Below are 22,247 nucleotides of genomic sequence, written 5' to 3' on the forward strand. Positions count from 1 at the left end.
ATGCCTTGAACTTCAGCATAAAACTGATCAACCAGTGCGGTCACTGGTAGCTGTGAACCATTGCGGCGTGCCTCTTCAAGCACCAAGCTCAGGTCTTTGCGCATCCAGTCCACTGCGAAACCAAAATCGAATTTTCCCTCCACCATGGTTTTGCCACGGTTGTCCATTTGCCAGCTTTGTGCGGCACCTTTGCCAATTACTTCAAGCGCTTTGTTGACATCCAGCCCGGCATTCATGCCGAACTTCAATGCTTCTGCCAAACCTTGCAGCAAGCCGGCGATACACACCTGATTCACCATTTTTGTCAACTGACCACTGCCCGATTCACCCATCAGGGTCACAGCTTTGGCGAAAGCGGCAATCACGTCCTTGGACTGATCAAAGTCCGCATGAGTTCCCCCGCACATCACGGTCAATTGACCGTTTTCCGCGCCAGCCTGTCCGCCAGACACCGGTGCATCGATAAACCCAAAGCCTGCGTCTTTCGCATGTTCAAACAGCTCGCGGGCAATTTTTGCGCTGGCGGTGGTGTGGTCAATAAATACCGAACCGGGTTTCATGCCATGAAAAGCGCCGTTGATGCCAGTGCAAATTTGGCGTAAATCGTCGTCGTTGCCCACGCAGGCGAAGACAAAGTCTTGCCCTGTTGCGGCTTGTTCTGGCGTGCTTGCCATTTTGCCGCCATGCTGTGACACCCACTTTTCCGCTTTGGCCGAGCTGCGGTTGTACACCGTGACTTCGTGGCCGGCCTTCGCCAAATGACCTGCCATGGGATAGCCCATCACACCAAGACCCAGAAAAGCAACTTTGAAACCCATATTAACCACCTGAAAAGTTTTAGTTCTTAGTAGAACTGTAGCCGAATGGAACCGGTATTGCGCTTCGGATCATCCCTAGGTTTTGCGATTTGATACGATCGGGGCTTGTTGTATTTTTGCGTGGTCAAATAATGAAAATCTGGGTCGACGCCGACGCTTGCCCGGTGGCAGTGAAGGAAATCATTTTTCGTGCAGCCGACCGAACTGGCATTGAAACCACCTTGGTGGCCAACCAATACATTCGTACGCCGCCCTCCAAATTCATCAAGCTGTTGCAGGTGCCGCGTGGTTTTGATGAGGCTGATGATGAAATTGTACGCCGCGTTGAAGCCGGGAATCTGGTGATTACCAGCGACATCCCCCTGGCTGCCCAGTTGGTGGACAAAGGGGCGCAGGTTTTAAGCCCACGTGGTGAAATGTTCACCGCAGAAAATATCAAAGCCCTGCACACCATGCGCGACTTCATGGACACCATGCGGGCCAGTGGGGTGGATACAGGCGGTCCGCCCGCCTACAGCCAAGCGGACCGAAAAACTTTCGCCAGTCAGTTCGACCGGATCATCGCGAAGTTTCCCAAGGCTGTTTAGCCTTTTTCAACTGTCACTTCACTGATCACAATCACGGGGCTGGCATTGGTGTAATTGGGAATGTCCGCCATGATTTCTTTGGCATGTGGACCGAAGGCGGCCTGAAATGCCTCGACGGAATCCACGAGCAGATGCCCCATGGCCACAAACGCGGGCGCATCTCCTGCGCCACCAGCCAGCCCTTTGTCGACTGTGTAATGGTGCAGCGCTTTGCCCATTTTGCTTTTCACCAGTGGCATGTGGGTGGTTTTGTAGTACTCATGGTCAAAGCTGACGCCTTGCGCATTGGGGTACATCACACTGACTTTGATCATTTTTGTGGTCTCCTCGATTGCCTCTATTTGATCCAGACCTGCTTGGCGTTAACAAACTCGCGAATGCCATGTGGCCCAAGCTCGCGGCCGTAACCCGATTGCTTGATGCCACCACTGGGCAATCGGGGGTCGGTTTTTACAATGCCATTGACAGCCACCTGCCCGGCCTGTAATTCATGGACCGCGCGCAGGGCCTTGCTGATGCTGGCTGTCCATATACTAGAGCCCAAACCGTAGTTTGTGTTGTTGGCCACTGCCAAGGCTTCATCAATATTTTCTATCGGCATGACCGCCATGACTGGGCCGAAAGTTTCTTCTTCAAATGCACACATGCCAGGCTGCACATCGGCCAGCAAAGTAGGGGGATAGTGGTAGCCAGGCGCATCGGGTATTTCTCCGCCAAGCAGGCACTTTGCTCCTTGTTCAAGGCTTTGCTGTACTTGGCGATGAAGGTTGTCGCGCAAGTCTTTGCGGGCAATGGGTCCAATGTCGGTTGTGGAATCCAGCGGGTTGCCCATTCTCAGTTTGGCAAGCCGCACCTTCAGCAAGGTGGTGAATTCTTCATAAATCTTCGCTTCAATCAATATGCGTTTGGCTGCAATACAGCTTTGGCCAGCATTGATGATGCGTGACAACACCACCACATCGGCTGCGCGTTCCAGGTCGGCATCGGCCAGCACAATACAGGGGTCGGAGCCCCCAAGTTCAAGTACCGCAGGTTTGAGTTCCGATGCGGCGGTGGCTGCAACCTTTCGACCTGCCGCGCTTGAGCCTGTAAAGCTGACCGCCATGATGCGCGGGTCGCGAATGGCTTGTTCCACATGCTCGGTGCGCAGCGGCAAATTCACCACCACGCCAGCAGGGGCACCAGCCTCTTTGAACAGGTCGGCCAATGCCTGCGCTGTGGCGGGTACGTTCGGGTCGTGCTTCATCACGCAGGTGTTGCCCGCCATCAGTGCCGGGGCCAGGTAGCGAAAGGCCAGCCAGGCTGGTGCATTCCAGGGCAATATGCCCAACAGGGTGCCCAATGGCTGGTACTTCACATAGCTTTCCGATGCATCGGATGCAATCCATTCGTCGGCCAAATGTTTGCTGGCATGCTCAGCATAGTATTCACAACAGGTGGCAGCCTTTTCTACTTCAGGGCCACCTTCTTTCACGGGTTTGCCCATTTCGAGTGCCATCAATTCGGCCAGCCTGCCTTTGTATTTGCGCAATTGAGCAGCCACTGCATGAAGCACTTTGCCGCGTTCAGCAAATGATTTCGAGGACCATAGCGGAAAGGCAGCGGCAGCAATACCAATTTGTGCGCTGATTTGTTCACCTTGCAGGGCGAGATGCTCGCTGATTTTTTCGCCGGTGAATGGGTTGGTTGATGTGAGCATGGCAGTGGTCATACAGCTTGGTCCTCCTGCGTATTTGTGTCAGTGACGGTGTCAGTGGCCGCTTTTTTCTTGCCGGGTGTGGTGTTCACTGCACTGAGCGTGTGAGCATTTTTTTCAGGCTTGACAGTGAAATCGCGGTCGAGCGAAAAAAATGATTCGCAACCGTTTTTTGTGATGATGATGGTGTCGGAGATGCCGCAGGTTTTGTCACCATCCACACCCCACATCCATGGAATGATGTGAAAGGTCATACCCTCTTCAAGGATGGACGATTCGCCCTGCTTCAAACTCATGATGTAGCCTTCATCCCAGCTGGGCGGGAATGCAATGCCGATTGAATACCCTGAGCGGGTAATCAGCCGAGCACCCACATCGTTGTGGGTAATGATATTGCGCACCAGGTTGTCAGCATCCGACACGGTCATGCCCGGTTGAAAATACTCATGAACGGCATCCAGCGCATGCTTCATGGTCTCTTGCGCCTTGTACATGGAGTCGCTGAGTTCACCCAGCACTGCAGTGCGCATCATGGCGGTGTGGTAGCGCCTGTAGCATCCACCCACTTCCAGAAAGACGTGTTCGCCGGGTTTCACCACACGGCCTTCCCAGGTGGCGTGGCCTATCATGGTGCGTGGTCCGCTGGTGACGTAAGGCATCACTGCGGGTGGCTCTCCCCCCGCCTTGAACATGGCCGACGAAATGGCAGCGCCAATGTCATTTTCGGTGGCGCCGGGAACACAGGCCTCCAGGCCCGCTTTCATGCCCGCTTCCGTTGCGGTTGCGGCTTTTCTCATCAGTTCAATTTCAACCGGCGATTTGCGCAAGCGGCCTTGTTCAACAATGCCGAAGCAGTCCAGCAGTTTGCCTTTGCTCAAGCGGGTGTGGACAAAGTCTTGCTGATAGGCCGGGAAAAAATAACTGTTTCTCTCGTAGCCAATCCGCTTGTCATCCAGCCTGAATTCACGCAGTGCATCCAGCAACATTTGAATGGCATCGCCGGTGTCGGGGTAGGGGCGCGATTGCTCTACCCACGTGCGCGCAAACACATTCGATTCTTCCAGTGCACGGGTAATCATGAACGGCTCGTCTTCAAGCGGCACCACCAAGGCCTGAAAAAATGAGTACCCAGTGGTTTGATAGTCGGTCAGGTACATGATGTTTTCAGGGTCGGTGATCACCACTGCATCTAGCCTGCGCTGAGCAATGCGCATACGCAATTCCGCGATGCGCCGCTCGTATTCCTCAAAAGGAAAAGTCATGTCATCGCGTTTTTTCATGCGGCCTCCATCACGTGGTTCACCGCCTTGATCAGGGTGTTCAGGCCTTCTTCCAAGTCGCTGTCGGGAATGGTCAATGGCGGAATCAGTTTGATGACTCGCCCGCCAGTGCCGCAGCTTGCAATCATCAGGCCGTTCTCGAAACACTGGCTCACAATGGCTTTCGAAGCCTCGGTGCTGCCCACATTCAGACCCAGAATCATGCCTTTGCCTGTCAGTTCAAGTGCAGGGTGCCGATCCACCAAACTTTGCATGGCCGTGTGCATCAACTTGGCCTTGCGTTTTACCTCATTCATGAGTTCGTCATTCTCGAAGTAGGTCAGCGCCTCGCGCCCGGCCACAAAGGACAGGTTTTGTCCGCGGAAGGTGCCGGTGTGTTCACCCGGCGCCCAGTGCTTGTCAATTTCAGGCTTCACCAAATTCAGCGCCATGGGTGTGCCCCAGCCGCCGATGCCTTTGGCCAGGCACACAATGTCGGGGTCAATACCCAGTTCATCAAAACTGAAATAGCTGCCAGTGCGGCCGCAGCCCACTTGAATGTCGTCCACAATCAACAGGGCACCCAATTCATGCGCAAGTTGTTGGAGTGCCTGAAGCCACTTGGCGCTGGCCACCTTCACACCACCCTCGGCCTGAATGGTTTCAATCAAGAATGCGGCGGGTGGTGCCACGCCGCTGGATGTGTCGGCATACAAGGCGCGCATGCGCTCAATGCTTTCTTCACCGCAGCCCAATGTGCAACCTTTGCAGGGTGTTTCGCAGCCAAAGGCTTGGTGGGTCACATGTTGCAAAGGTACACCCGCCGCACCACGGAAATACGCATTGGCGGTGCAAGCCAGTGAACCCAAAGTCATTCCGTGAAAGCCATGCGAAAAGGACACAATTTGTTGTCGGCCCGTGACGCGTCGTGCAATTTTTAAGGCCGCCTCAACGGAGTTGGTGCCCGTAGGCCCCATAAATTGCATTTTGTGCGGCATGTTCCGGGGCTTGAGCACAACCTCTTCAAATTTTTCAATAAAGGCACGCTTGGCCACTGTGGCCATGTCCAGGCTGTGGGTGACACCGTTGGATTGAATGTAATCCACCACTGCTTTTTGCATGCGCTCGTTGTTGTGCCCAAAGTTCAGCACCCCAGCACCTGCAAAAAAATCAATGTATTCTTTGCCATGTTCATCGGTTTGTCGGGCGTTCAATGCCTTGTCAAACACCACTGGATAGGTGCGGCTGTAGCCGCGCACATCGCTTTCTCGTCGCTCAAAAGTTTGCATGTTCATTCACATCACTCCTTGTTGTTGTGTGTTGGGTCGGGCGCGCCAGCCAGGTGCGCGTAAAGGCGGGCAACCGGTTCAATCAAGGCGTCGTTGAAGTCGTAGAAAGGGCTGTGGCAGGGGAAGGATTCCTCCCCTTTCTTGCCTGCGCCCACCAAGGCAAAAGCACCCGGAATTTCCTGCAGGTAATAGCTGAAATCTTCCGAGGCCATAATTGGCAGGGGCGTGGCAACGTCAAAGGCCGCGTTGCCCATCACCGAGCGCCATGCAGTCCTTAACTTGCCCGCTTGGGTTGCGTGGTTAATGGTGGCGTTGTAGCGCGGTTCGATGGTGACTTTGGCGCCTACACCATAGGCGTGGGCGGTGTGCTCCACCACTTCAACAATCAAGGCATTAATCTGTGCTCGCGTGGTGTTGTCTGGCACTCGAATGCTGCCACCCAGCACGGCCTGTTGTGGAATGATGGTGGGGCCACTGGGTGCATTGAATGATGTCACGCTCAGCACTGCTGATCGTTGGGGCGCGATTCTGCGCGCGATGACTTGTTGCAAGGCCTGCACCATGGCACTGCCCGCCAACACAGGGTCTCGGCACAATTCAGGCTGGCTGGCGTGGCCGCCCTGGCCGTGCACTGTAATCTCGAATGTGCCGTTACCGCACATCACAATCCCGTCGGGGCAAACCAGTTGGCCTTCCGGTATGGCTGGCCAATTGTGCCAACCGTAAATTTCATCAATGCCTTCCAGTGCGCCGTCCTCAATCATGCGCAGCGCGCCATGCCCACCTTCTTCGGCGGGTTGGAATATCAGGGTGATAGGCCCTGGCAAGGTGTGTTCAATACTTTTCAGGTATCTGGCTGTGGCCAGTAGGGTGGCAGTGTGGCCATCATGCCCGCAGGCGTGCATGCAACCCAATTGACGGGAGGCCCAGGCTTTGCCGGTTTGTTCTTCAATGGGCAAGGCATCAATGTCGCCTCGCAAGGCAATGTGAGGTGCACTGAATGCAGTGGCGGACATATTCAGACGCGCCAAGGTGCCGGTTCCCGCGCATGGGGACCAGTTAATATTCAGTTCGCTGAGCGCAGTTCTTATTTTTTGAGCGGTGCATGTTTCATGCCAGCTTAGTTCAGGCTCGCTGTGTAACTCTCGCCGTAATCGTATCGCTTGGCTAATGGTGTTTTGCCAGAACGCAGACATTGCCCTCCCTGTGAAATGGTTTACTCTTTTACCTTAACACCAGAAGGGACTGCATTAAAACCGTTGGAGTTCCGGGATAACCCTTTAAAAAATAAATAAATTAGGTTTGACCAAGCTCGGTCTAGGTCAATGGTTAACAATTCACGGATACTTGAATATGCAACTTTGGGCGCACCGCGGCAGCGGAAAAGGTCATCTCGAAAATACGCTGAAAGGTTTTGAAATTGCATTAAATGCCGGATATAAAGCCGTGGAGTTTGATGTGATGTTGACTTCAGATGGCATACCCATGATTCACCACGATTGGGTGATGGGGCGTTGCGCCCGGTCTGTTGACCCCGCCATGGTGGCCACCGATCCGCTAACCCGTTTCGACAGTCTTCGTGCGCGTGATCTTCGGCACTACTTGGTGAGTGGTGAACCCATACCCAGTCTTGCCCAAACCATACAGTTTTGTTTGGAACATGGCATGCGCGCGAATGTGGAACTGAAAGCCACGAACCCGAGCAACGCAATAGCCTTGGGCAAGGCTGTGCTACAAGAGATACACACATTGACGATCGAGCAACAGGAACATGTGCGCGAACATTGGGTGTTCTCCAGTTTCTACCACGCAAGCCTGTTGCCACTGAAAGGTTATGACCTTGCCTTGTTGTACGAGCAGCTGCCCGACCACTGGGCGCTGCATGCCGACGCATTGCAGGCCAGTGCCATTCATTTGCACTGGAGCGGGGCGGAGCCCACGGCATTGCGCCGCATACACACAACCGGGCGAGTGGTTCGGGTTTATACCGTGAACGATGCGGAACAGGCGAAAACGCTGCAAGCCTTGGGTGTAAAAGGGCTTTTTACGGATCGAATGACCTTATAATCGAGGGTTAAACCAAAAACCGCATGCCGCTTTACTCAGGAAGGTAGCCCCAACATGAAAGTCGCTGACATTCGCGAAAAGTTTCTTGATTTTTTTGCCAGCAAAGGCCACACCAAAGTGCCTTCCAGCAGCCTGGTGCCGGGCAACGACCCAACCCTGTTGTTCACCAACAGTGGCATGGTGCAGTTCAAAGACGTATTCACCGGCAAAGACAAACGCCCATACACCCGGGCTACTTCCAGCCAGCGTTCAGTTCGGGCGGGCGGCAAGCACAACGACCTGGAAAACGTCGGTTACACGGCCCGCCATCACACATTCTTTGAAATGCTGGGCAACTTCAGCTTTGGGGATTACTTCAAGGAAAACGCCATTCAGTACGCCTGGGAATTGTTGACCACGGTTTACAAACTGCCACCAGAAAGGCTGTACGTCACGGTGTATCAGGAAGATGACGAGGCTTACAACATCTGGAACAAGCAGGTGGGTGTGCCCGCCGAGCGTATTATTCGCATCGGCGACAACAAGGGGGCACGTTACGCTTCCGACAATTTTTGGCAAATGGCAGACACTGGCCCTTGCGGCCCTTGCACCGAAATTTTCTACGACCATGGCCCCGAAGTGTGGGGTGGTCCACCCGGAAGCCCTGAAGAAGATGGCGACCGATACATTGAAGTGTGGAACCTGGTGTTCATGCAGTTTGACCGCAGCGCCGATGGGGTGTTGCACCCACTGCCCAAGCCCTGCGTAGACACTGGCATGGGCCTGGAGCGCATTGCCGCTGTGCTTCAGCATGTGCACAGCAACTACGAAATCGATCTGTTCCAAACTTTGATTAAAGCGGCCGCGCGCGAAGTGACGGCACAGGGCAACGCGGTTGATTTGACCAACAATTCACTGCGTGTGATTGCAGACCACATTCGCGCCTGTTCATTTTTGGTGGTGGATGGTGTTATTCCCGGTAACGAGGGTCGCGGTTATGTGCTGCGCCGAATCATTCGCCGCGCCATTCGCCATGGTTACAAGCTGGGTTGCCGCAAGCCATTCTTCAATGCCTTGGTGGGCGACCTTGTCAGTGAAATGGGCGAAGCCTATCCCGAACTGGCCAAGGCGGCAGCCCAGGTACAAAGCATTTTGAAGGCCGAAGAAGAGCGCTTCTTCGAGACCATTGAAAACGGCATGGCCATTTTGGACTCAGCCTTGGGCGCCTTGCCGAAGGGCGGCATGCTGGACGGCGAAACCGCATTCAAATTGCATGACACCTACGGCTTCCCGCTGGACTTGACCGCCGACGTATGCCGCGAGCGCGACATGAGTGTGGATGAGGCCGCGTTTGATGAAGCCATGAACAAGCAAAAGCAGCAGGCCCGCGCAGCAGGCAAGTTCAAAATGGACGCCGACCTGGCTTACAGCGGTGTGTCCACAGAATTCAAGGGTTACGATCAGCTTGAAGTGGCCAACGCCAAAATTACAGCCATTTATGTGAATGGCACCTCGGTCAACAGCATTGCAGCTGGCCAGCAGGGCGTTGTTGTGTTGGACCAAACCCCTTTCTATGCCGAGAGCGGTGGCCAGGTGGGCGATCAAGGTGAAATTTCAAGTGGCTCAGCTTGTCTGAATTTGTTCCGCGTATTGGACACACAAAAAATTCAAGCCAATGTGTTTGGCCATCATGGTGAATTGGTGACAGGTGAATTGAAGGTGGGCGATGCGGTAGGTGCGCAGGTTGATCAATACCAGCGCAACCGTACCATTCGTAATCACAGCGCCACCCACTTGATGCACAAGGCGCTGCGCGAAGTACTGGGCGACCATGTGAGCCAGAAGGGCTCGCTGGTAGACGCTGAAAAAACCCGCTTCGACTTTGCACACCACAGCGCAATGACACCGGAGCAAATTGCCCAGGTTGAGCGAATTGTGAACGAAGAAATTCTGGCCAACGCGGAAACGCAAGCCCGCATCATGGACATTGAAAGCGCCAAGAGCGCCGGCGCCATGATGTTGTTTGGCGAGAAGTATGGCGACACCGTGCGTGTGCTCGACATCGGTTCTTCTCGCGAATTGTGTGGTGGCACCCACGTGCAGCGCACCGGCGACATCGGCTTGTTCAAAATTACCAGCGAAAGCGGTGTGGCAGCCGGCATTCGCCGTGTGGAAGCCACCACTGGTCTGGGGGCGATGGAATTTGCCCAGAAGGCGCAAGCGCAAGTGGATGCGATTGCACAAAGCCTGCGGGTTCCTGCTGCCGAGGCCACTGTCAAAATTGGCCAGATCATGGATCAGGTGAAAAACCTGGAGAAAGAACTGGACCGCTTGAAAAGCAAGCTGGCGGCGAGCCAGGGCGATGATTTGGCTGGGCAGGCAGTGGATGTGGGCGGCGTGAAAGTGCTGGCTGCGAAGCTGGAAGGTGCAGATGTGAAACAGCTGCGCGAAGCCGCTGACAAACTTCGCGACAAATTGGGCAACGCTGCTTTGGTGCTGGCCACGGTGCTGGAAGGCAAGGTTAGTTTGATTGCCTCGGTCAGCAAAGAGGCAACCGCCAAGGTTAAAGCAGGTGACCTGGTCAACTTTGTTGCCCAACAAGTGGGTGGCAAAGGCGGTGGTCGCCCCGACATGGCGCAAGCTGGGGGCACGCAGCCAGAAAACCTGGACGCGGCACTGGCCAGTGTTGTGGATTGGGTTAAAAATAAATAATCAATCAGACCGGGGCGCACCATGAGCAAGGCCGTTTATCAATATTGCCCCATGTGCGCCACCAAGCTGCACGAATTGCAGCATTCGGGTCAGCCTCGAATGGTTTGCAGTGATTGTGGCTTCGTACAATGGGGCAACCCAGTGCCTGTGGTGGCTGCGCTTGTGGAGTACGAAGGCAAGGTGCTGCTCGCCCGAAATGTGGCCTGGCCCGCACATTTTTACGCGCTGATTACCGGTTTTCTGGAGCGCAATGAAACGCCGGAACAGGGTGCCATCCGAGAGCTGAAGGAAGAAACCAATCTGGACGCGGTGGAAAGCAGCCTGATCGGTGTGTACCCCTTCCCCATGAAAAATGAAGTGATCATTTGTTATCACATCAAGGCGGTGGGGCAAGTGAGCTTGTCGGAGGAACTGGCGGACTACAAACTTGTGGAACCCGCTGAATTGCGCCCTTGGCGCATGGGCACTGGCTTGGCCATGGCAGACTGGCTAAGCGCCCGTCAGCTGCCTGTCAACTGGATTGAATTAAAATAGTGAAAGATTACAACTAAGTACACAAGCAGTAACTGAGACACAAACAGGAGTAAGAGACATGAATTTTGACCGTGAAGTCGACGCCAGCGGATTGAACTGCCCGCTGCCCATCTTGAGAACCAAGAAAGCTTTGGCTGAGATGCAAAGCGGCCAGGTGCTCAAAGTGACTTCCACTGATCCAGGCTCTGTGCGCGATTTTGCCATGTTTGCCAAACAGACCGGTAATGAGCTTGTGGAGCAGGCTGACCAGTCTGGTTCATTCATTTTTTACATGAAGCGCCGCTAAGCAGGTTCGCACCTCGTGAGTGTTATTCTCGGCAAGCCCGAGGTGCCTCATCATTGGCTACTTGACGCCAATGTCTTGTTTTCTGAATGGACTCGCTGGTTGATGGTGGCGCTGGCTGAGCACAGGCAGGCCACCTTGTATTGGACTCCCCACATCGAAAACGAGTGTTACCGAAATTTGATTCGGTTGGGTCGTTTACACGCTGAGGACGCCGATCTGGAACGCAAGAATCTCCCGGATCGCCTCCAGGCCGTGTTGCTGGCACAAAATCACGAACCTTATTTGGCCGACGTTCGGCAGGTGGATGAAAAAGACCGTCACGTGGCCGCTTCAGCCCTTGCTTTGCGGCACCAATTGCAACAGCCTGTCGGTTTACTCACCTGGAATCTGAAAGATTTTCCGAGAAAACCGCTTTTGAAGCTTGGCTTGGTGCGGATGTGTCCCGATGAGCTTTGTGTTGAGTTGTTAAACAACAAAACGGACATACTGGCCTGTCTCGAACACAGTGTGAAGCTGATGCAGAGGGGGTTGGCCACACACCCCATTCAGAATCCCACAGCCTACCAAAGCAAGGCTATGCCCTTGCCTCAAAACGATGCGGACTGGATCCAGTTTCTGGGCAGGAACCGCATGCACAAGACGGCAAGGATTTGCTCCCGTCCAAATTGACTACCCCGTTCTGGTTAGTTAGATTAAGGCAAGAGCGTCATATGATTGTCATACACAAATTTCGGGAATTGTATGCTGCGACTCATTTACACGTCGGTTCAAACGCCGGGCTTTGACCGCCAGGCCTTTGAGCAATTGTGTGAACAGGCGTCCCGAAACAATCAGAGACTGGGCATTACAGGCCTGTTGTTGAGTAACGGAATGGAGTTTATGCAGTGTCTGGAGGGTCCCAAAGACACTGTTGCGTCGGTTTATCGAAAGATCCTGCTGGATTCCCGACACTCCGACATACGACTGCTGGTGTCCGAGGACACCGATTGTTTGCTATTCACGGCATGGTCCATGATGGGCTTGGGCACCAAACCCCAGTCAGTGTTGAGTGGTGAGTCCATCGCGTATACACTGCTTGATCATCGCCTGTATCGTCCATGGAAATCGCTGGGATTGGGTGCGGGCGATTTGATCTATGAGTATGCCAAAGTCAAAGCCGAGCTCGAGAAAGCAGGTGAAATGGGTCTGCTGAGCAAAGTATTTGATGTGTTTTAACCAAGATTCAAGCAGGTCGCAGTATGACAATTCGTTCCCTTCTTTGCACAATCTCCCTGGTATGCATGTTTCCTCTGACCGTTCAGGCGCAGGCCCCGGCCCAAGCCTTGGTTAAAGTGACCCCGTTGGGTGGTCAGGAGGGTGAGTTTTGCCGCTTCGACCGTGCCATGATTTTCGAAGATCCCAATGGAACCCGTATTTTGTACGACGCCGGCCGCACGGTGGCGGGTGCAGAAGACCCCCGCTTGGGCAAAATCGATGTGGTACTTGTGAGCCACATGCACGGCGATCACTTGGGCGACAGGCACAACCCTGCACCCAATGCCGGTAGCTGCGACAAGCCGGACATTTCTGCCAGCGCCTTGCCCAACTCCAACAGCGTGAACATCGCCGTCAAAACTGGCGCAAAAATTGTCACCGGCAGCGAAATGCCATCTTTCTTTGCAGCCAAATTGAAACAAGCTGGCGGTGACGAGAAAAATTCAGTGTTGGTGCGTTTCGGCGCCATGCAAACCATCAACGGTGTGGGCATTACCACGGTTCCCGCTGCACACAGCAACGGCATAGCGGGCGATTTTGTGGGGCAACGTCTTGGTGAGCTGCTCAAGGAGTCGGGTATCACCGCGTATGCAGGTCCACCTACGGGCTATGTGGTGAAATTCAGCAATGGTTTGACCGTGTACCTAAGTGGCGACACAGGTATTACCGGTGAGCAAAAAGAGGTGGTGGGTGAATACTACAAACCCCAATTGGCCGTGATGAATATTGGAGACACTTTCACCACGGGCCCGCGAGAAGCGGCGTATGTGGTGAATGAATTGGTGGAACCCAAGGCGGTGATTGCCAGCCATGCCAATGAAGTGGCGACGCAAAACGGCAAAGTAATTGCCGGTACAAAAACCGAGCAATTCATGAAGGCGAGCAAAGTTCCAGTGTATGTGCCACTGAGCGGCAAAACCATGAGTTTTGATGGCAAAGGCAAGTGCACCTCAGGTTGCTAATCAAGCTGTTGTGAAGAAAAAAAAAGAGCACCGCAAGGTGCTCTTTTTTAATCGAACTGCTGCTGAGTCAAGCCATTCAGCCCAATTTGCTAAGCTGACTTTCCAGTTTTTCAAGCAGGGCACTGAACTCGGCAAGTCGAGCCTTTTCCTGTTCAACCACTGCTGCGGGTGCGCGGTCTACAAAGCTGGCGTTGCCCAGCTTGCCATTGCACTTTGCAATTTCAATTCGAATTTTTTCCGCTTCTTTGCCAATGCGGGCACGCTCCGCTTCCACATCAATTTCAATGTGCAGCATCAATTTCAGCTCACCCACAATTTGCACTGGCGCCATGGACTCCGCTGGCAGTGAATCGACCACCTCCACCTTGCTCAGCTTGGCCAGTGCCGCCAGAACCGGTCCGGTTTTTTCCAGAAATGCGCGTTGCTCAGCGCTGCCTTCACAGCTGGCAATCAGCGGTGCTTTTTCGGCTGGGCTCAAACCCATTTCACCGCGCAGTGCGCGAATGGCATCCACCGTGGATTTCAGTTGGGCCACAAAGCTTTCAGCTTTTTCGTCAATACGGCTGGGCACGCTGACCGGGTAAGCCTGGGTCATCAGACTGGCCTGTACGCCCTCGTCGCGACGGCCAGCCACTACGCTCACTGTTTGCCAGAGTTCTTCGGTAATGAACGGAATAATGGGGTGGGCCAAACGCAAGATGGTTTCCAGCACGCGCACCAAGGTGCGGCGGGTGGCCCGTTGTTGGGCGGGTGTGCCGTTGGCAATTTGCACCTTGGCAATTTCAAGGTACCAGTCGCAGTATTCATCCCACACAAACTGATAAATGCTTTGGGCAATCAGGTCGAATCGGTAGGTTTCAAACCCTTGGGCCACATCGGCTTCCACGCGTTGAAGGGTGCTCGTAATCCAGCGGTCTGCTTGTGAAAAATCGAGGTAACCGCCGGGTGTACAGGCGTCCGCATCGTGGTCGCTCAGACCGCAGTCTTGCCCTTCGGTGTTCATCAACACAAAGCGGGTGGCATTCCACAGCTTGTTGCAGAAGTTGCGGTAACCGTCACAACGCTTCTGGTCAAAGTTGATGTTGCGGCCCAAAGTGGCCAGGCTTGCGAAGGTAAAGCGCAGTGCGTCAGCACCGTAGGCGGGAATGCCTTCCGGAAATTCCTTGCGGGTTTTTTTCTCAATCTTTGGCGCATCTTGGGGTTTGCTCAAGCCCGTGGTGCGTTTCACCAGCAGGGTGTCCAGGCTGCACCCATCAATCAAATCAACCGGGTCGAGAGTGTTGCCCACCGACTTGCTCATTTTTTTGCCTTCAGCATCCCGTACCAAGCCATGCACATATACGGTGTGGAAAGGCACTTGGCCAGTGAAGTGGGTGGTCATCATGATCATTCGGGCCACCCAGAAGAAAATGATGTCAAAGCCAGTTACCAATACGGAGGAGGGCAGGAAGTGTTTCAGTTCAGGGGTTTCCTCGGGCCAGCCCAAGGTGCTGAAAGGTACCAGGGCGGAACTGAACCAGGTGTCCAGTACATCATCGTCGCGCTTCAATGCGCCCGTGTAGCCAGTGGCTGAGGCCTTGCTGCGGGCATCGTCCTCAGTACGTGCCACAAACACCTCGCCATTCTCACCGTACCACGCCGGGATTTGGTGGCCCCACCACAATTGGCGGGAAATACACCAGTCTTGAATATTGTTCAGCCACTGGTTGTAGGTGTTTACCCATTGCTCGGGCACAAACTTCACCTGGCCTTGTTCAACTGCATCAATAGCTTTCTGGGTAATGCTTTTTCCGGTGGCATCGCCTTCGGCCACTTTGGTCATGGCCACAAACCACTGGTCAGTCAGCATGGGTTCAATCACCACGCCGGTTCGGTCACCCTTGGGCACCATCAGTTTGTGGGGTTTTATTTCACCCAGCAGGCCCAGTTCTTCCAGGTCGGCCACAATCTGTTTGCGGGCTACAAAGCGGTCCATGCCCACGTACTTCGCAGGCGCATTGTCTGCAATGGTTGCATCCAATGTAAGGATGTTAATCAACTCCAGCTTGTGGCGCTGGCCCACGGCATAGTCGTTAAAGTCATGTGCCGGTGTCACTTTCACCACGCCAGTACCGAAGCTGCTGTCTACATACTCATCAGCGATGATGGTCAGCTCTCGGTTGCACAAGGGCAGTCGTACTTTTTTGCCGATCAGGTGCTGGTAGCGTTCATCCTCGGGGTGCACCATCACAGCCGAATCGCCCAGCATGGTTTCCGGGCGGGTGGTGGCCACGGTCAGGTGGGTCAAGCCTTTGACTGGGTCTGCTTCGACGAGGGGGTACTTCAATTCCCAAAGGTGACCTTCGGTTTCTACGCTTTCCACTTCCAGATCAGACACGGCTGTTTTCAGTACCGGGTCCCAGTTCACCAGGCGCTTGCCACGGTAAATCAGACCTTGTTCATACAAACGCACAAACACCTCGGACACCGATTTGGACAGGGCAGGGTCCATGGTGAAATACTCGCGTTGCCAATCTACGCTGGCACCCATGCGACGCATTTGCTCGGTAATTTTGCTGCCGCTTTCGTTTTTCCATTCCCAAATTTTTTCCACGAATTTTTCGCGGCCCAAATCGTGGCGGGTAATGTTCTTGCCGGCCAACTGGCGCTCCACCACAATTTGCGTGGCAATACCTGCGTGGTCGGTGCCGGGTTGCCACAGGGTATTGTGGCCACGCATGCGGTAATAGCGCGTTAGCCCATCCATGATGGTTTGGTTAAACGCATGGCCCATGTGCAGCGTACCCGTCACATTCGGTGGTGGCAGTTGAATGCAAAAGTCTGGTTTGCCTTCCACAGTGGTGGCCTTGGCGTGGCCTTGGCGCTCCCATTCAGGGCCCCAGTGGGATTCAATGGCATTCGGGTCAAAACTTTTGGCAAGGGTCATGGCAGTGGTACTTGAAAATGAACAACGTCAACAATGGCTTAGCCCGACATTATAGCGTTTGCGGGGGTGTTCCCGGCTTTGAGTTGTTTGGTCTGGACCATGAAAGCCCCTTTATTCCCCAATTTCGGTCCCCCCCTTGTACTGCACAATGTTCATACGTCCGACTGGGTGGCTGTCTTCTATTAGCCCTGTTCGAGTGAGGCTTTTTTAGAAATACAACGTTATGTTGTGAACCAATGACAGTTCAAAGAGGGGTGTCTCATGTTGAGTTCAATTAGTGCCAAATTCAGTGCCAGCCTGGTCACGGTGATTCTGCTGGGCGTGGTGGTCGGTGGCTTGGGTGTATTTAACAGCAAGCGGATTATGGATGCCAATGCCAAAAACGACTTCACCCACGAGGTGATCGAGAATGTGCTGGGTGTTCGCGAGAACTTGCTAAACATCGAAACGGGCGAACGCGGGTTTTTGCTGCGTGGTGACGAAGCCTACCTGACACCCTACAACGAGGGGAAGGAGCAGGTTCGCAAACACCTGGACAAGGCCTCCGAACTTACCGCCCACAACCCGGTGGTTACTGAGGAATTGCGCCTGTTCAATGCACACTATCGCACCTGGCTGAATTCAGTGATTGATCCGTTGATCGACGCCAAACGACTGGTGATTGAGGGCAATATGGCCCCGGAAGATTTCAACGCCCTGGTGGATTCCACGCCGGGCAAGCCACTGATGGACAAAATGCGCCAGGCCTTGGCCAAAATTGAAGCTGAAGAATACCGTTTGCTCAAGCAACGCCAACAGGCCAGTCAGGGTGTGTACCTGCAATCCATCTGGATTACCGTGGCCATTACCTTGTTTGCCTTGTTCACGGGGTTGACTTTGAATTTCCTGATTTCCCGAATGTTCAAACGCAAGTTGGGAACAGCCACGACCCACATCAATGCTTTGGCAGAGGGAAGGCTGAACAGCAACATCAAGGTTGAGGGCAAAGATGAAGTGGACGGATTGCTACAGGCACTGGGCAAGGCACAAACCAATTTGCGTGGCTTGATCGAGGGTATTCGAGGTTCCACCGCTTCGTTGAATGAAAGTGCCAGTGCAGTACGTACGTCGTCCGATGAAATGAACAAGGCAGCCTCTGAACAGGCTGACGCGACGTCATCGATGGCTGCAGCTGTTGAGCAATTGACCGTGTCGATCAGTCAGATCACCGAGAATTCAAATGATGCGTCCCACACAGCTATGCAGGCCAAGCAGTCGGCCGACCAAGGCAGCGTGACCTTGGGTCAGGTGGTGGAGGGCATTCGAAAAATTGCCAGCTCGGTGCAAGGCAGTGCCAGTACCGTTCGCTCACTTGAGCAACAGTCCAACGAGATTTCCGAGATCATTTCAACCATTACCGACATTGCAGATCGCACCAACTTGTTGGCCCTGAATGCGGCAATTGAGGCGGCAAGGGCTGGCGAAAGTGGCCGTGGGTTTGCTGTGGTGGCCGATGAAGTTCGAAAACTGGCCGAGCAAACCAAGGGCTCTTCTGAGCGAATTTCAACCATGGTGTTCCAGATTCAGAGCATTACCCAGCAGGCCTCCAAATCCATGGAAGATTCAGTGGGTATGGTCAAGCAGGGTATTGAGCAAGCTGATTCAGTGTCGGAGACCATTGACCAGATCAAGGCCAATGCCGACCGTGTGAATGAGGCCATTCAGGCGATTACCGTGTCGATGAAAGAACAAAGCAATGTGAGTGTGGAAATCAGCCGCAACGTGGAGCGGGTTGCGCAAATGACTGAAGAAAACACAGCTGCGATTGCACAAAACAAGTATGTGGCTCAGCAAATTTCAGACTTGGCCGGCAGTTTGACCCAGTCTGTGCAAGTGTTCAAAACCTGATCATTTTTTCAGCGCGTCCAGCACCACTTTTTCAAACTCTTGCATCAGTTGAGGTTTGATCCGGAGCAGGGCGCGTTCGAACAGTTCGGGCAACTGTGCCCGCAAAATTTCAATCTGCGGGTCGCTCAAATTGCCACCCAGGCGGCTGCCCGTGGATTGTTCAATTTCCCGCAAACCTGACTCGATTACTTCAGTCAACAGGGGCGGGCCACCATCAAAATGTTCACTCATGTTGTTGTCCTTAAGCCCCAATCAACTGTTGGCGCGGTCAAAGGTATTCAGCGGGTAACCCCGTTCCTTGTAAAACTTGTAGCGTTGCCGCGCCAATGCCTTGTTGTCCTCGTCGGTGCCCACAATTTCGACCAGTCGTTCAAACCGCGCAAAAAACGGTGGCCATTGCTCGTCCAGATTAATCAATAAATCGTAGTGGGCAATGTCATCGGCCTTGTCGGTTAACACAATGGGCGTGTCGGCCACACCAGGGTGGCCAGTGACCACATGGGGTAAAAAGTCCTCTTCTGAAAATGTCCACAGCAGCTTGTCCAGGTTTTCGAGTACCTCGGGGCGGGTGCTGTAGCACACAATTTTCAGGCCGCTGCCGTACGCCTTTCGAATCAATCGACAGGTGTACAGCAGGTGGTCTGACACATTGAGGTGAAAGTCAATTCGGGTCAATTCACAACCCTCAGGCTTTTGCACGCTTCATGACAAATTCTGCCAGCAGTGGCACCGGGCGGCCACTGGCGCCCTTGGCTTTGCCGGAATGCCAGGCTGTGCCGGCAATATCCAGGTGAGCCCAGCTGTAGGCCTTGGTGTACTTTTGCAAGAAGCAGGCCGCAGTCACGCTGCCCGCGGGGGGGCCGCCAATATTGGCCATGTCGGCAAAGTTGCTTTTCAGTTGCTCATGGTATTCCTCGTCCAATGGCATGCGCCAAGCGGTGTCCAAGGCGTTTTGCCCCGCCTTGAACAACTCATTGGCGAGCTCGTCATCGGGGCTGAACAATCCACTGTTGACGTGGCCAAGCGCCACAATGCAGGCACCGGTCAGTGTGGCGACATCAACCACTGCGGCGGGGTTGAACCGCTCAACGTAGGTGAGTGCGTCACACAGAATAAGGCGGCCCTCTGCATCGGTATTCAGAATTTCAATGGTTTGACCACTCATGGACACCACCACATCACCGGGCTTGCTGGCGTTGCCGGCCGGCATGTTTTCGGCCGTGGGCACCACCACAATCAGGTTCAGGGCCAATTTCATTTCAGCCGCTGCTTTCATGGTGCCCAACACGCTGGCTGCGCCACACATGTCGTATTTCATTTCGTCCATGCCAGCGCCCGGCTTGAGCGAAATGCCGCCGGTGTCAAAGGTAATACCCTTGCCAACCAAAACCACGGGTGCTTCTTTGGGGTCTTTTGCGCCGTTGTACTTCAGCACGATCAGTTTGGGGGGTTCACTGGACGCTTTACCCACTGACAACAGGCTGAACATGCCCAACGCTTCCATTTTTTTGTGGTCCAGCACGTCAACGCCCAGCTTGTATTGTTTGGCCAGGGCTTTGGCTGTTTCAGCCAGATAATTCGGGGTGCAAATATTGCCGGGCAAGTTGCCCAGGTCTTTGGTCAGCTGCATACCATTGCCAATCGCCTGACCAATGGCGGCGCCTTTCTCGACAGCCTCCTGGGTTGGTTTGGTGCAGGCCAGCTCAAAGGCGGGCGGTGCAACAGCGTCTTCGTCCTGCTTTTTGCAGGCTGAAAAGCTGTAAAAGCTCTCGGTGATGGTGCGTGCACACAAGGCTGCGATGTCTTTGTCACTGCTTTTCTTGGGTACTTCCTGATTCACGGCAAAAAACACCTTGGCGGGCTTCAGGCCTTTGATTGCTTCGCAGGCTGCGCTGGTGGCTTTTCGCAGGGTTTTGGTGTTCAGTTTGTCTGCCTCATCCAGACCCACCAGCACATAAACAGGCGCACCAGCTTTCGCGGTGTTGAATACCACGCGGCAACTGCCAGCATTTCCCAGGTTTTTGTCGGTTTTGCAGGCATTGGCCACCAAGCCTTCTGTGTCAATGTCCGCCCGTTTTGCGGCAGCGGTCAGTTCACCGTCCTTGTACACCGCAACCACAGCCACATCGCAACCCTTCGATGGCACCGGTCCACCTGCGGTCACTTTGGCAACGGCGCCTGTACCCGCCTTGAAGCTGAACATGGGCGGTGGTGTGGGCGCTGCCTTTTTGGAAGTGCGGGGTGTGGCTGGTTTTTTGGCTTTGGGTGTGGCGGGTGTTGCTGTCATGGTGTTCCTTCTTGCGATTAATGCTCGACCATTCAAAACGAATGCATGCGACAATCTACCATTATTAACAAGCTGGGTTGGCGAGTCAAAGCACAGCCCAACTGCATTGCATGCTGTTTCGATCCACTTTTCGAAAAGACTTTGCCCAAACTGCCGGGGCCACTTTTGTGGCCCTGTTCACCATTATCGTGACCACGGTGCTTGTACGTACCTTGGGTCAGGCTGCGGGCGGCAAGGTTGACAATGCCGAGGTGTTCACGCTCATCTTGTTGGGCGGGCTTCAATACCTGCCAGCCGCCTTGGTCATCACTGTGTTCATTGCCGTCATGGGTGTGGTATCGCGTGCCTTCAAGGAGCAGGAAATGACGGCCTGGTTTGCATCGGGCGTTTCGCTGTTCTCGCTGGTGCGACCGGTGCTGCGTTTTGCCGTGCCGCTCACTGTGTTGGCCATGGTGTGCTCGGTTTGGCTTACGCCGTGGGCCAAAGCCGAACTGGATGCTGCCAAAGATCGTTTTGCCAAACGCAGCGATGTGAGCAAAGTCAGCGCGGGCCAGTTCAGGGAATCGGGTGAAGGCAACCGCGTGTTTTTCGTGGAGCGTCAATCCGAAGTCACCAAGCAGGTTGAAAACGTATTTGTGGTCGACTCCAAAGGCGACACCCGAACAGTGGTCTCTGCTGCGCGTGGCAGCGTTGAGGTGGATGCCAACGGTCAGCCATACCTGGTGTTGAGTGGCGGACGACGCGCCACTCTGGATGGCACCGGCGAGCGCTTCACCACAACCGAGTTTGAAACCTATGGTCTGGCCATTGACAACACTCTGGGTGCAGCCCCCAGCTTTCAGTTGCAGCACCGCCGTGTTGATTTGCTGATTGCCGATTTTTCACCCGCCGCTCAAGGCGAACTGTTGTGGCGTGTCAGCTTGCCATTGTCCGCCCTGGCGCTGGGCTTGCTGGCCATTCCATTGGCCTTTGTGAATCCGCGCGGTGGCAATTCACTGAACCAGCTTTTTGCCTTGTTGATTTATCTGACATACAGCAACATCGTGTCGGTCACCCAAAGCATGGTGACGAAGGAAACACTCGACTTCTGGGTGGCTTTGGTACTACCCCATGCCAGTGTTCTATTGATGTTTTATCTCTTGATGGTCAAGCGTAACCGCCCGGCGGGAGCACCTTTGTTTCGCTGGCGCAGACCAGTTCGCTCGCTTGACCTGCAAGATGTGGTGGCAGGGCAGGAGATCAAACAATGAAAATGTCCTCCCGCGATGTTCGTAAACAGGTCAGCAAACCATTTCAGGTACCCCATTCGCTGTTGGTGTATTTTCGCAGCGAACTCTACAAAGCCATCAGTTTTGTGATGGTTGCGTTTGTTGGTTTGTTCGCATTTTTTGATTTGATCGCCGAAGTAGACCGTTTGAGTTTGCCCGGCACCAGCTGGTTTTATTATTTTATTGCCGTGTTGCTGGGCCTGCCCGCACGGGTTTACGAAATAGCGCCCATCGCCGCGCTGATTGGCTCGATATACGCCTTGGTCCAATTGGCCGCCAGCAGCGAACTCACCGCCATGCGAGCCGCAGGTCTAAGCACCACCAGTATGCTGAAAATGCTGGTTCGAATTGCAGCGGGCGTGGTGGTCATTACGGTGTTGTTTGGCGAGGCAGTGGCACCCTTGGCCGAAAGGGCGGCGGTGCCCATGCGAGCCAA

Annotated in this window: 21 protein-coding genes; 11 read left to right on the plus strand and 10 right to left on the minus strand. The window is 54.2% G+C overall.

Annotation, left to right across the window (positions count from 1 at the left end):
- Positions 1–818: NAD(P)-dependent oxidoreductase (locus tag A0129_RS13120; protein ID WP_291715634.1), on the minus strand; the 818-nt coding region annotated here is incomplete at its 3' end.
- A 131-nt stretch (positions 819–949) separates the two neighbouring features.
- Between A0129_RS13120 and A0129_RS13125 the strand changes: the two genes are divergently transcribed.
- A complete protein-coding gene (locus A0129_RS13125) occupies positions 950–1,405 on the plus strand; it encodes a YaiI/YqxD family protein (protein ID WP_291715636.1) in 456 nt (151 codons plus the stop codon).
- Here the strand turns inward: A0129_RS13125 and A0129_RS13130 are convergent.
- The 5 genes from A0129_RS13130 to doeB2 are packed head-to-tail and all read right to left on the minus strand — an operon-like array spanning position 1,402 to position 6,845.
- Positions 1,402–1,719, minus strand: a complete 318-nt coding sequence (locus tag A0129_RS13130) for an EthD family reductase (RefSeq protein WP_291715638.1) — start codon at positions 1,717–1,719, stop codon at positions 1,402–1,404. The two genes, A0129_RS13125 and A0129_RS13130, sit on opposite strands and share 4 nt — an antisense overlap.
- A gap of 23 nt (positions 1,720–1,742) precedes the next feature.
- On the minus strand, positions 1,743–3,116 hold the full coding sequence (locus tag A0129_RS13135) for an NAD-dependent succinate-semialdehyde dehydrogenase (RefSeq protein ID WP_291715640.1): 1,374 nt from the start codon (positions 3,114–3,116) through the stop codon (positions 1,743–1,745).
- Positions 3,113–4,381, minus strand: a complete 1,269-nt coding sequence (gene doeA, locus A0129_RS13140; protein ID WP_291715642.1) for an ectoine hydrolase — start codon at positions 4,379–4,381, stop codon at positions 3,113–3,115. The genes A0129_RS13135 and doeA overlap by 4 nt, the downstream gene beginning before the upstream one ends.
- Positions 4,378–5,655, minus strand: coding sequence for an aspartate aminotransferase family protein (locus tag A0129_RS13145; protein WP_291715644.1), 1,278 nt, complete (start codon positions 5,653–5,655; stop codon positions 4,378–4,380). The genes doeA and A0129_RS13145 overlap by 4 nt, the downstream gene beginning before the upstream one ends.
- 5 nt (positions 5,656–5,660) lie before the next feature.
- Entirely contained in the window at positions 5,661–6,845 is a 1,185-nt protein-coding gene (doeB2, locus tag A0129_RS13150; RefSeq protein ID WP_291715646.1) for a N(2)-acetyl-L-2,4-diaminobutanoate deacetylase DoeB2, read from the minus strand.
- 157 nt (positions 6,846–7,002) lie between these two features.
- On the opposite strand from doeB2, the gene A0129_RS13155 reads away from it, so the two are divergent.
- The 7 genes from A0129_RS13155 (at position 7,003) to A0129_RS13185 (ending at position 13,443) form a co-directional block, all read left to right on the plus strand.
- On the plus strand, positions 7,003–7,716 hold the full coding sequence (locus A0129_RS13155; RefSeq protein WP_291715648.1) for a glycerophosphodiester phosphodiesterase family protein: 714 nt from the start codon (positions 7,003–7,005) through the stop codon (positions 7,714–7,716).
- 54 nt (positions 7,717–7,770) lie between these two features.
- Positions 7,771–10,407 (plus strand): alanine--tRNA ligase, encoded by a 2,637-nt coding sequence (gene alaS, locus A0129_RS13160; RefSeq protein WP_291715649.1) that lies wholly within the window; start codon positions 7,771–7,773, stop codon positions 10,405–10,407.
- A 51-nt stretch (positions 10,408–10,458) separates the two neighbouring features.
- A complete protein-coding gene (locus tag A0129_RS13165) occupies positions 10,459–10,941 on the plus strand; it encodes an NUDIX domain-containing protein (protein ID WP_291715669.1) in 483 nt (160 codons plus the stop codon).
- Positions 10,942–10,999: 58 nt separating this feature from the next.
- A complete protein-coding gene (locus A0129_RS13170) occupies positions 11,000–11,227 on the plus strand; it encodes a sulfurtransferase TusA family protein (RefSeq protein ID WP_138518800.1) in 228 nt (75 codons plus the stop codon).
- Between the two features lie 15 nt (positions 11,228–11,242).
- Positions 11,243–11,896, plus strand: a complete 654-nt coding sequence (locus tag A0129_RS13175) for a PIN domain-containing protein (protein ID WP_291715651.1) — start codon at positions 11,243–11,245, stop codon at positions 11,894–11,896.
- Between the two features lie 72 nt (positions 11,897–11,968).
- Positions 11,969–12,442: a BLUF domain-containing protein gene (locus tag A0129_RS13180; RefSeq protein ID WP_291715653.1), complete on the plus strand. Its 474-nt coding sequence runs from the start codon at positions 11,969–11,971 to the stop codon at positions 12,440–12,442.
- A gap of 23 nt (positions 12,443–12,465) precedes the next feature.
- Positions 12,466–13,443, plus strand: coding sequence for an MBL fold metallo-hydrolase (locus A0129_RS13185; protein WP_291715654.1), 978 nt, complete (start codon positions 12,466–12,468; stop codon positions 13,441–13,443).
- A gap of 76 nt (positions 13,444–13,519) precedes the next feature.
- Here the strand turns inward: A0129_RS13185 and A0129_RS13190 are convergent, their stop codons facing one another.
- Positions 13,520–16,369, minus strand: coding sequence for a valine--tRNA ligase (locus tag A0129_RS13190; protein ID WP_291715656.1), 2,850 nt, complete (start codon positions 16,367–16,369; stop codon positions 13,520–13,522).
- Positions 16,370–16,630: 261 nt separating this feature from the next.
- On the opposite strand from A0129_RS13190, the gene A0129_RS13195 reads away from it, so the two are divergent.
- Positions 16,631–18,256, plus strand: a complete 1,626-nt coding sequence (locus tag A0129_RS13195; RefSeq protein WP_291715658.1) for a methyl-accepting chemotaxis protein — start codon at positions 16,631–16,633, stop codon at positions 18,254–18,256.
- Here A0129_RS13195 and A0129_RS13200 read toward each other — a convergent pair whose 3' ends face one another.
- The 3 genes from A0129_RS13200 to A0129_RS13210 are packed head-to-tail and all read right to left on the minus strand — an operon-like array spanning position 18,257 to position 20,543.
- Positions 18,257–18,487 (minus strand): hypothetical protein, encoded by a 231-nt coding sequence (locus tag A0129_RS13200; RefSeq protein WP_008252026.1) that lies wholly within the window; start codon positions 18,485–18,487, stop codon positions 18,257–18,259.
- Positions 18,488–18,508: 21 nt separating this feature from the next.
- The gene (locus tag A0129_RS13205) at positions 18,509–18,931 is read right to left on the minus strand and encodes a DNA polymerase III subunit chi (protein WP_291715660.1); all 423 of its coding nucleotides are present in this window, start codon (positions 18,929–18,931) and stop codon (positions 18,509–18,511) included.
- Between the two features lie 10 nt (positions 18,932–18,941).
- Positions 18,942–20,543, minus strand: a complete 1,602-nt coding sequence (locus A0129_RS13210; protein ID WP_291715662.1) for a leucyl aminopeptidase — start codon at positions 20,541–20,543, stop codon at positions 18,942–18,944.
- A gap of 110 nt (positions 20,544–20,653) precedes the next feature.
- On the opposite strand from A0129_RS13210, the gene lptF reads away from it, so the two are divergent.
- The gene (gene lptF, locus A0129_RS13215; RefSeq protein WP_291715664.1) at positions 20,654–21,793 is read left to right on the plus strand and encodes an LPS export ABC transporter permease LptF; all 1,140 of its coding nucleotides are present in this window, start codon (positions 20,654–20,656) and stop codon (positions 21,791–21,793) included.
- Positions 21,790–22,247, plus strand: a 458-nt coding sequence (locus A0129_RS13220) for an LptF/LptG family permease (RefSeq protein ID WP_291715667.1), incomplete at its 3' end; no start/stop codon positions are given. The genes lptF and A0129_RS13220, both read left to right, overlap by 4 nt.

It is taken from the genome of Limnobacter sp. CACIAM 66H1 (genome assembly GCF_001601825.1).
Lineage (GTDB): Bacteria > Pseudomonadota > Gammaproteobacteria > Burkholderiales > Burkholderiaceae_B > Limnobacter.

Bases quoted from the DNA above. Each gene is read 5' to 3' on its own strand.
- A0129_RS13185 (WP_291715654.1), top strand. From the start codon at position 12,466: ATGACAATTCGTTCCCTTCTTTGCACAATCTCCCTGGTATGCATGTTT.
- A0129_RS13195 (WP_291715658.1), top strand. From the start codon at position 16,631: ATGTTGAGTTCAATTAGTGCCAAATTCAGTGCCAGCCTGGTCACGGTG.
- A0129_RS13190 (WP_291715656.1), bottom strand. From the start codon at position 16,369: ATGACCCTTGCCAAAAGTTTTGACCCGAATGCCATTGAATCCCACTGG.
- A0129_RS13135 (WP_291715640.1), bottom strand. From the start codon at position 3,116: ATGACCACTGCCATGCTCACATCAACCAACCCATTCACCGGCGAAAAA.
- lptF (WP_291715664.1), top strand. From the start codon at position 20,654: ATGCTGTTTCGATCCACTTTTCGAAAAGACTTTGCCCAAACTGCCGGG.
- A0129_RS13180 (WP_291715653.1), top strand. From the start codon at position 11,969: ATGCTGCGACTCATTTACACGTCGGTTCAAACGCCGGGCTTTGACCGC.
- A0129_RS13210 (WP_291715662.1), bottom strand. From the start codon at position 20,543: ATGACAGCAACACCCGCCACACCCAAAGCCAAAAAACCAGCCACACCC.
- alaS (WP_291715649.1), top strand. From the start codon at position 7,771: ATGAAAGTCGCTGACATTCGCGAAAAGTTTCTTGATTTTTTTGCCAGC.
- A0129_RS13125 (WP_291715636.1), top strand. From the start codon at position 950: ATGAAAATCTGGGTCGACGCCGACGCTTGCCCGGTGGCAGTGAAGGAA.
- A0129_RS13165 (WP_291715669.1), top strand. From the start codon at position 10,459: ATGTGCGCCACCAAGCTGCACGAATTGCAGCATTCGGGTCAGCCTCGA.
- A0129_RS13130 (WP_291715638.1), bottom strand. From the start codon at position 1,719: ATGATCAAAGTCAGTGTGATGTACCCCAATGCGCAAGGCGTCAGCTTT.
- doeA (WP_291715642.1), bottom strand. From the start codon at position 4,381: ATGAAAAAACGCGATGACATGACTTTTCCTTTTGAGGAATACGAGCGG.
- A0129_RS13200 (WP_008252026.1), bottom strand. From the start codon at position 18,487: ATGAGTGAACATTTTGATGGTGGCCCGCCCCTGTTGACTGAAGTAATC.
- doeB2 (WP_291715646.1), bottom strand. From the start codon at position 6,845: ATGTCTGCGTTCTGGCAAAACACCATTAGCCAAGCGATACGATTACGG.
- A0129_RS13155 (WP_291715648.1), top strand. From the start codon at position 7,003: ATGCAACTTTGGGCGCACCGCGGCAGCGGAAAAGGTCATCTCGAAAAT.
- A0129_RS13145 (WP_291715644.1), bottom strand. From the start codon at position 5,655: ATGAACATGCAAACTTTTGAGCGACGAGAAAGCGATGTGCGCGGCTAC.
- A0129_RS13170 (WP_138518800.1), top strand. From the start codon at position 11,000: ATGAATTTTGACCGTGAAGTCGACGCCAGCGGATTGAACTGCCCGCTG.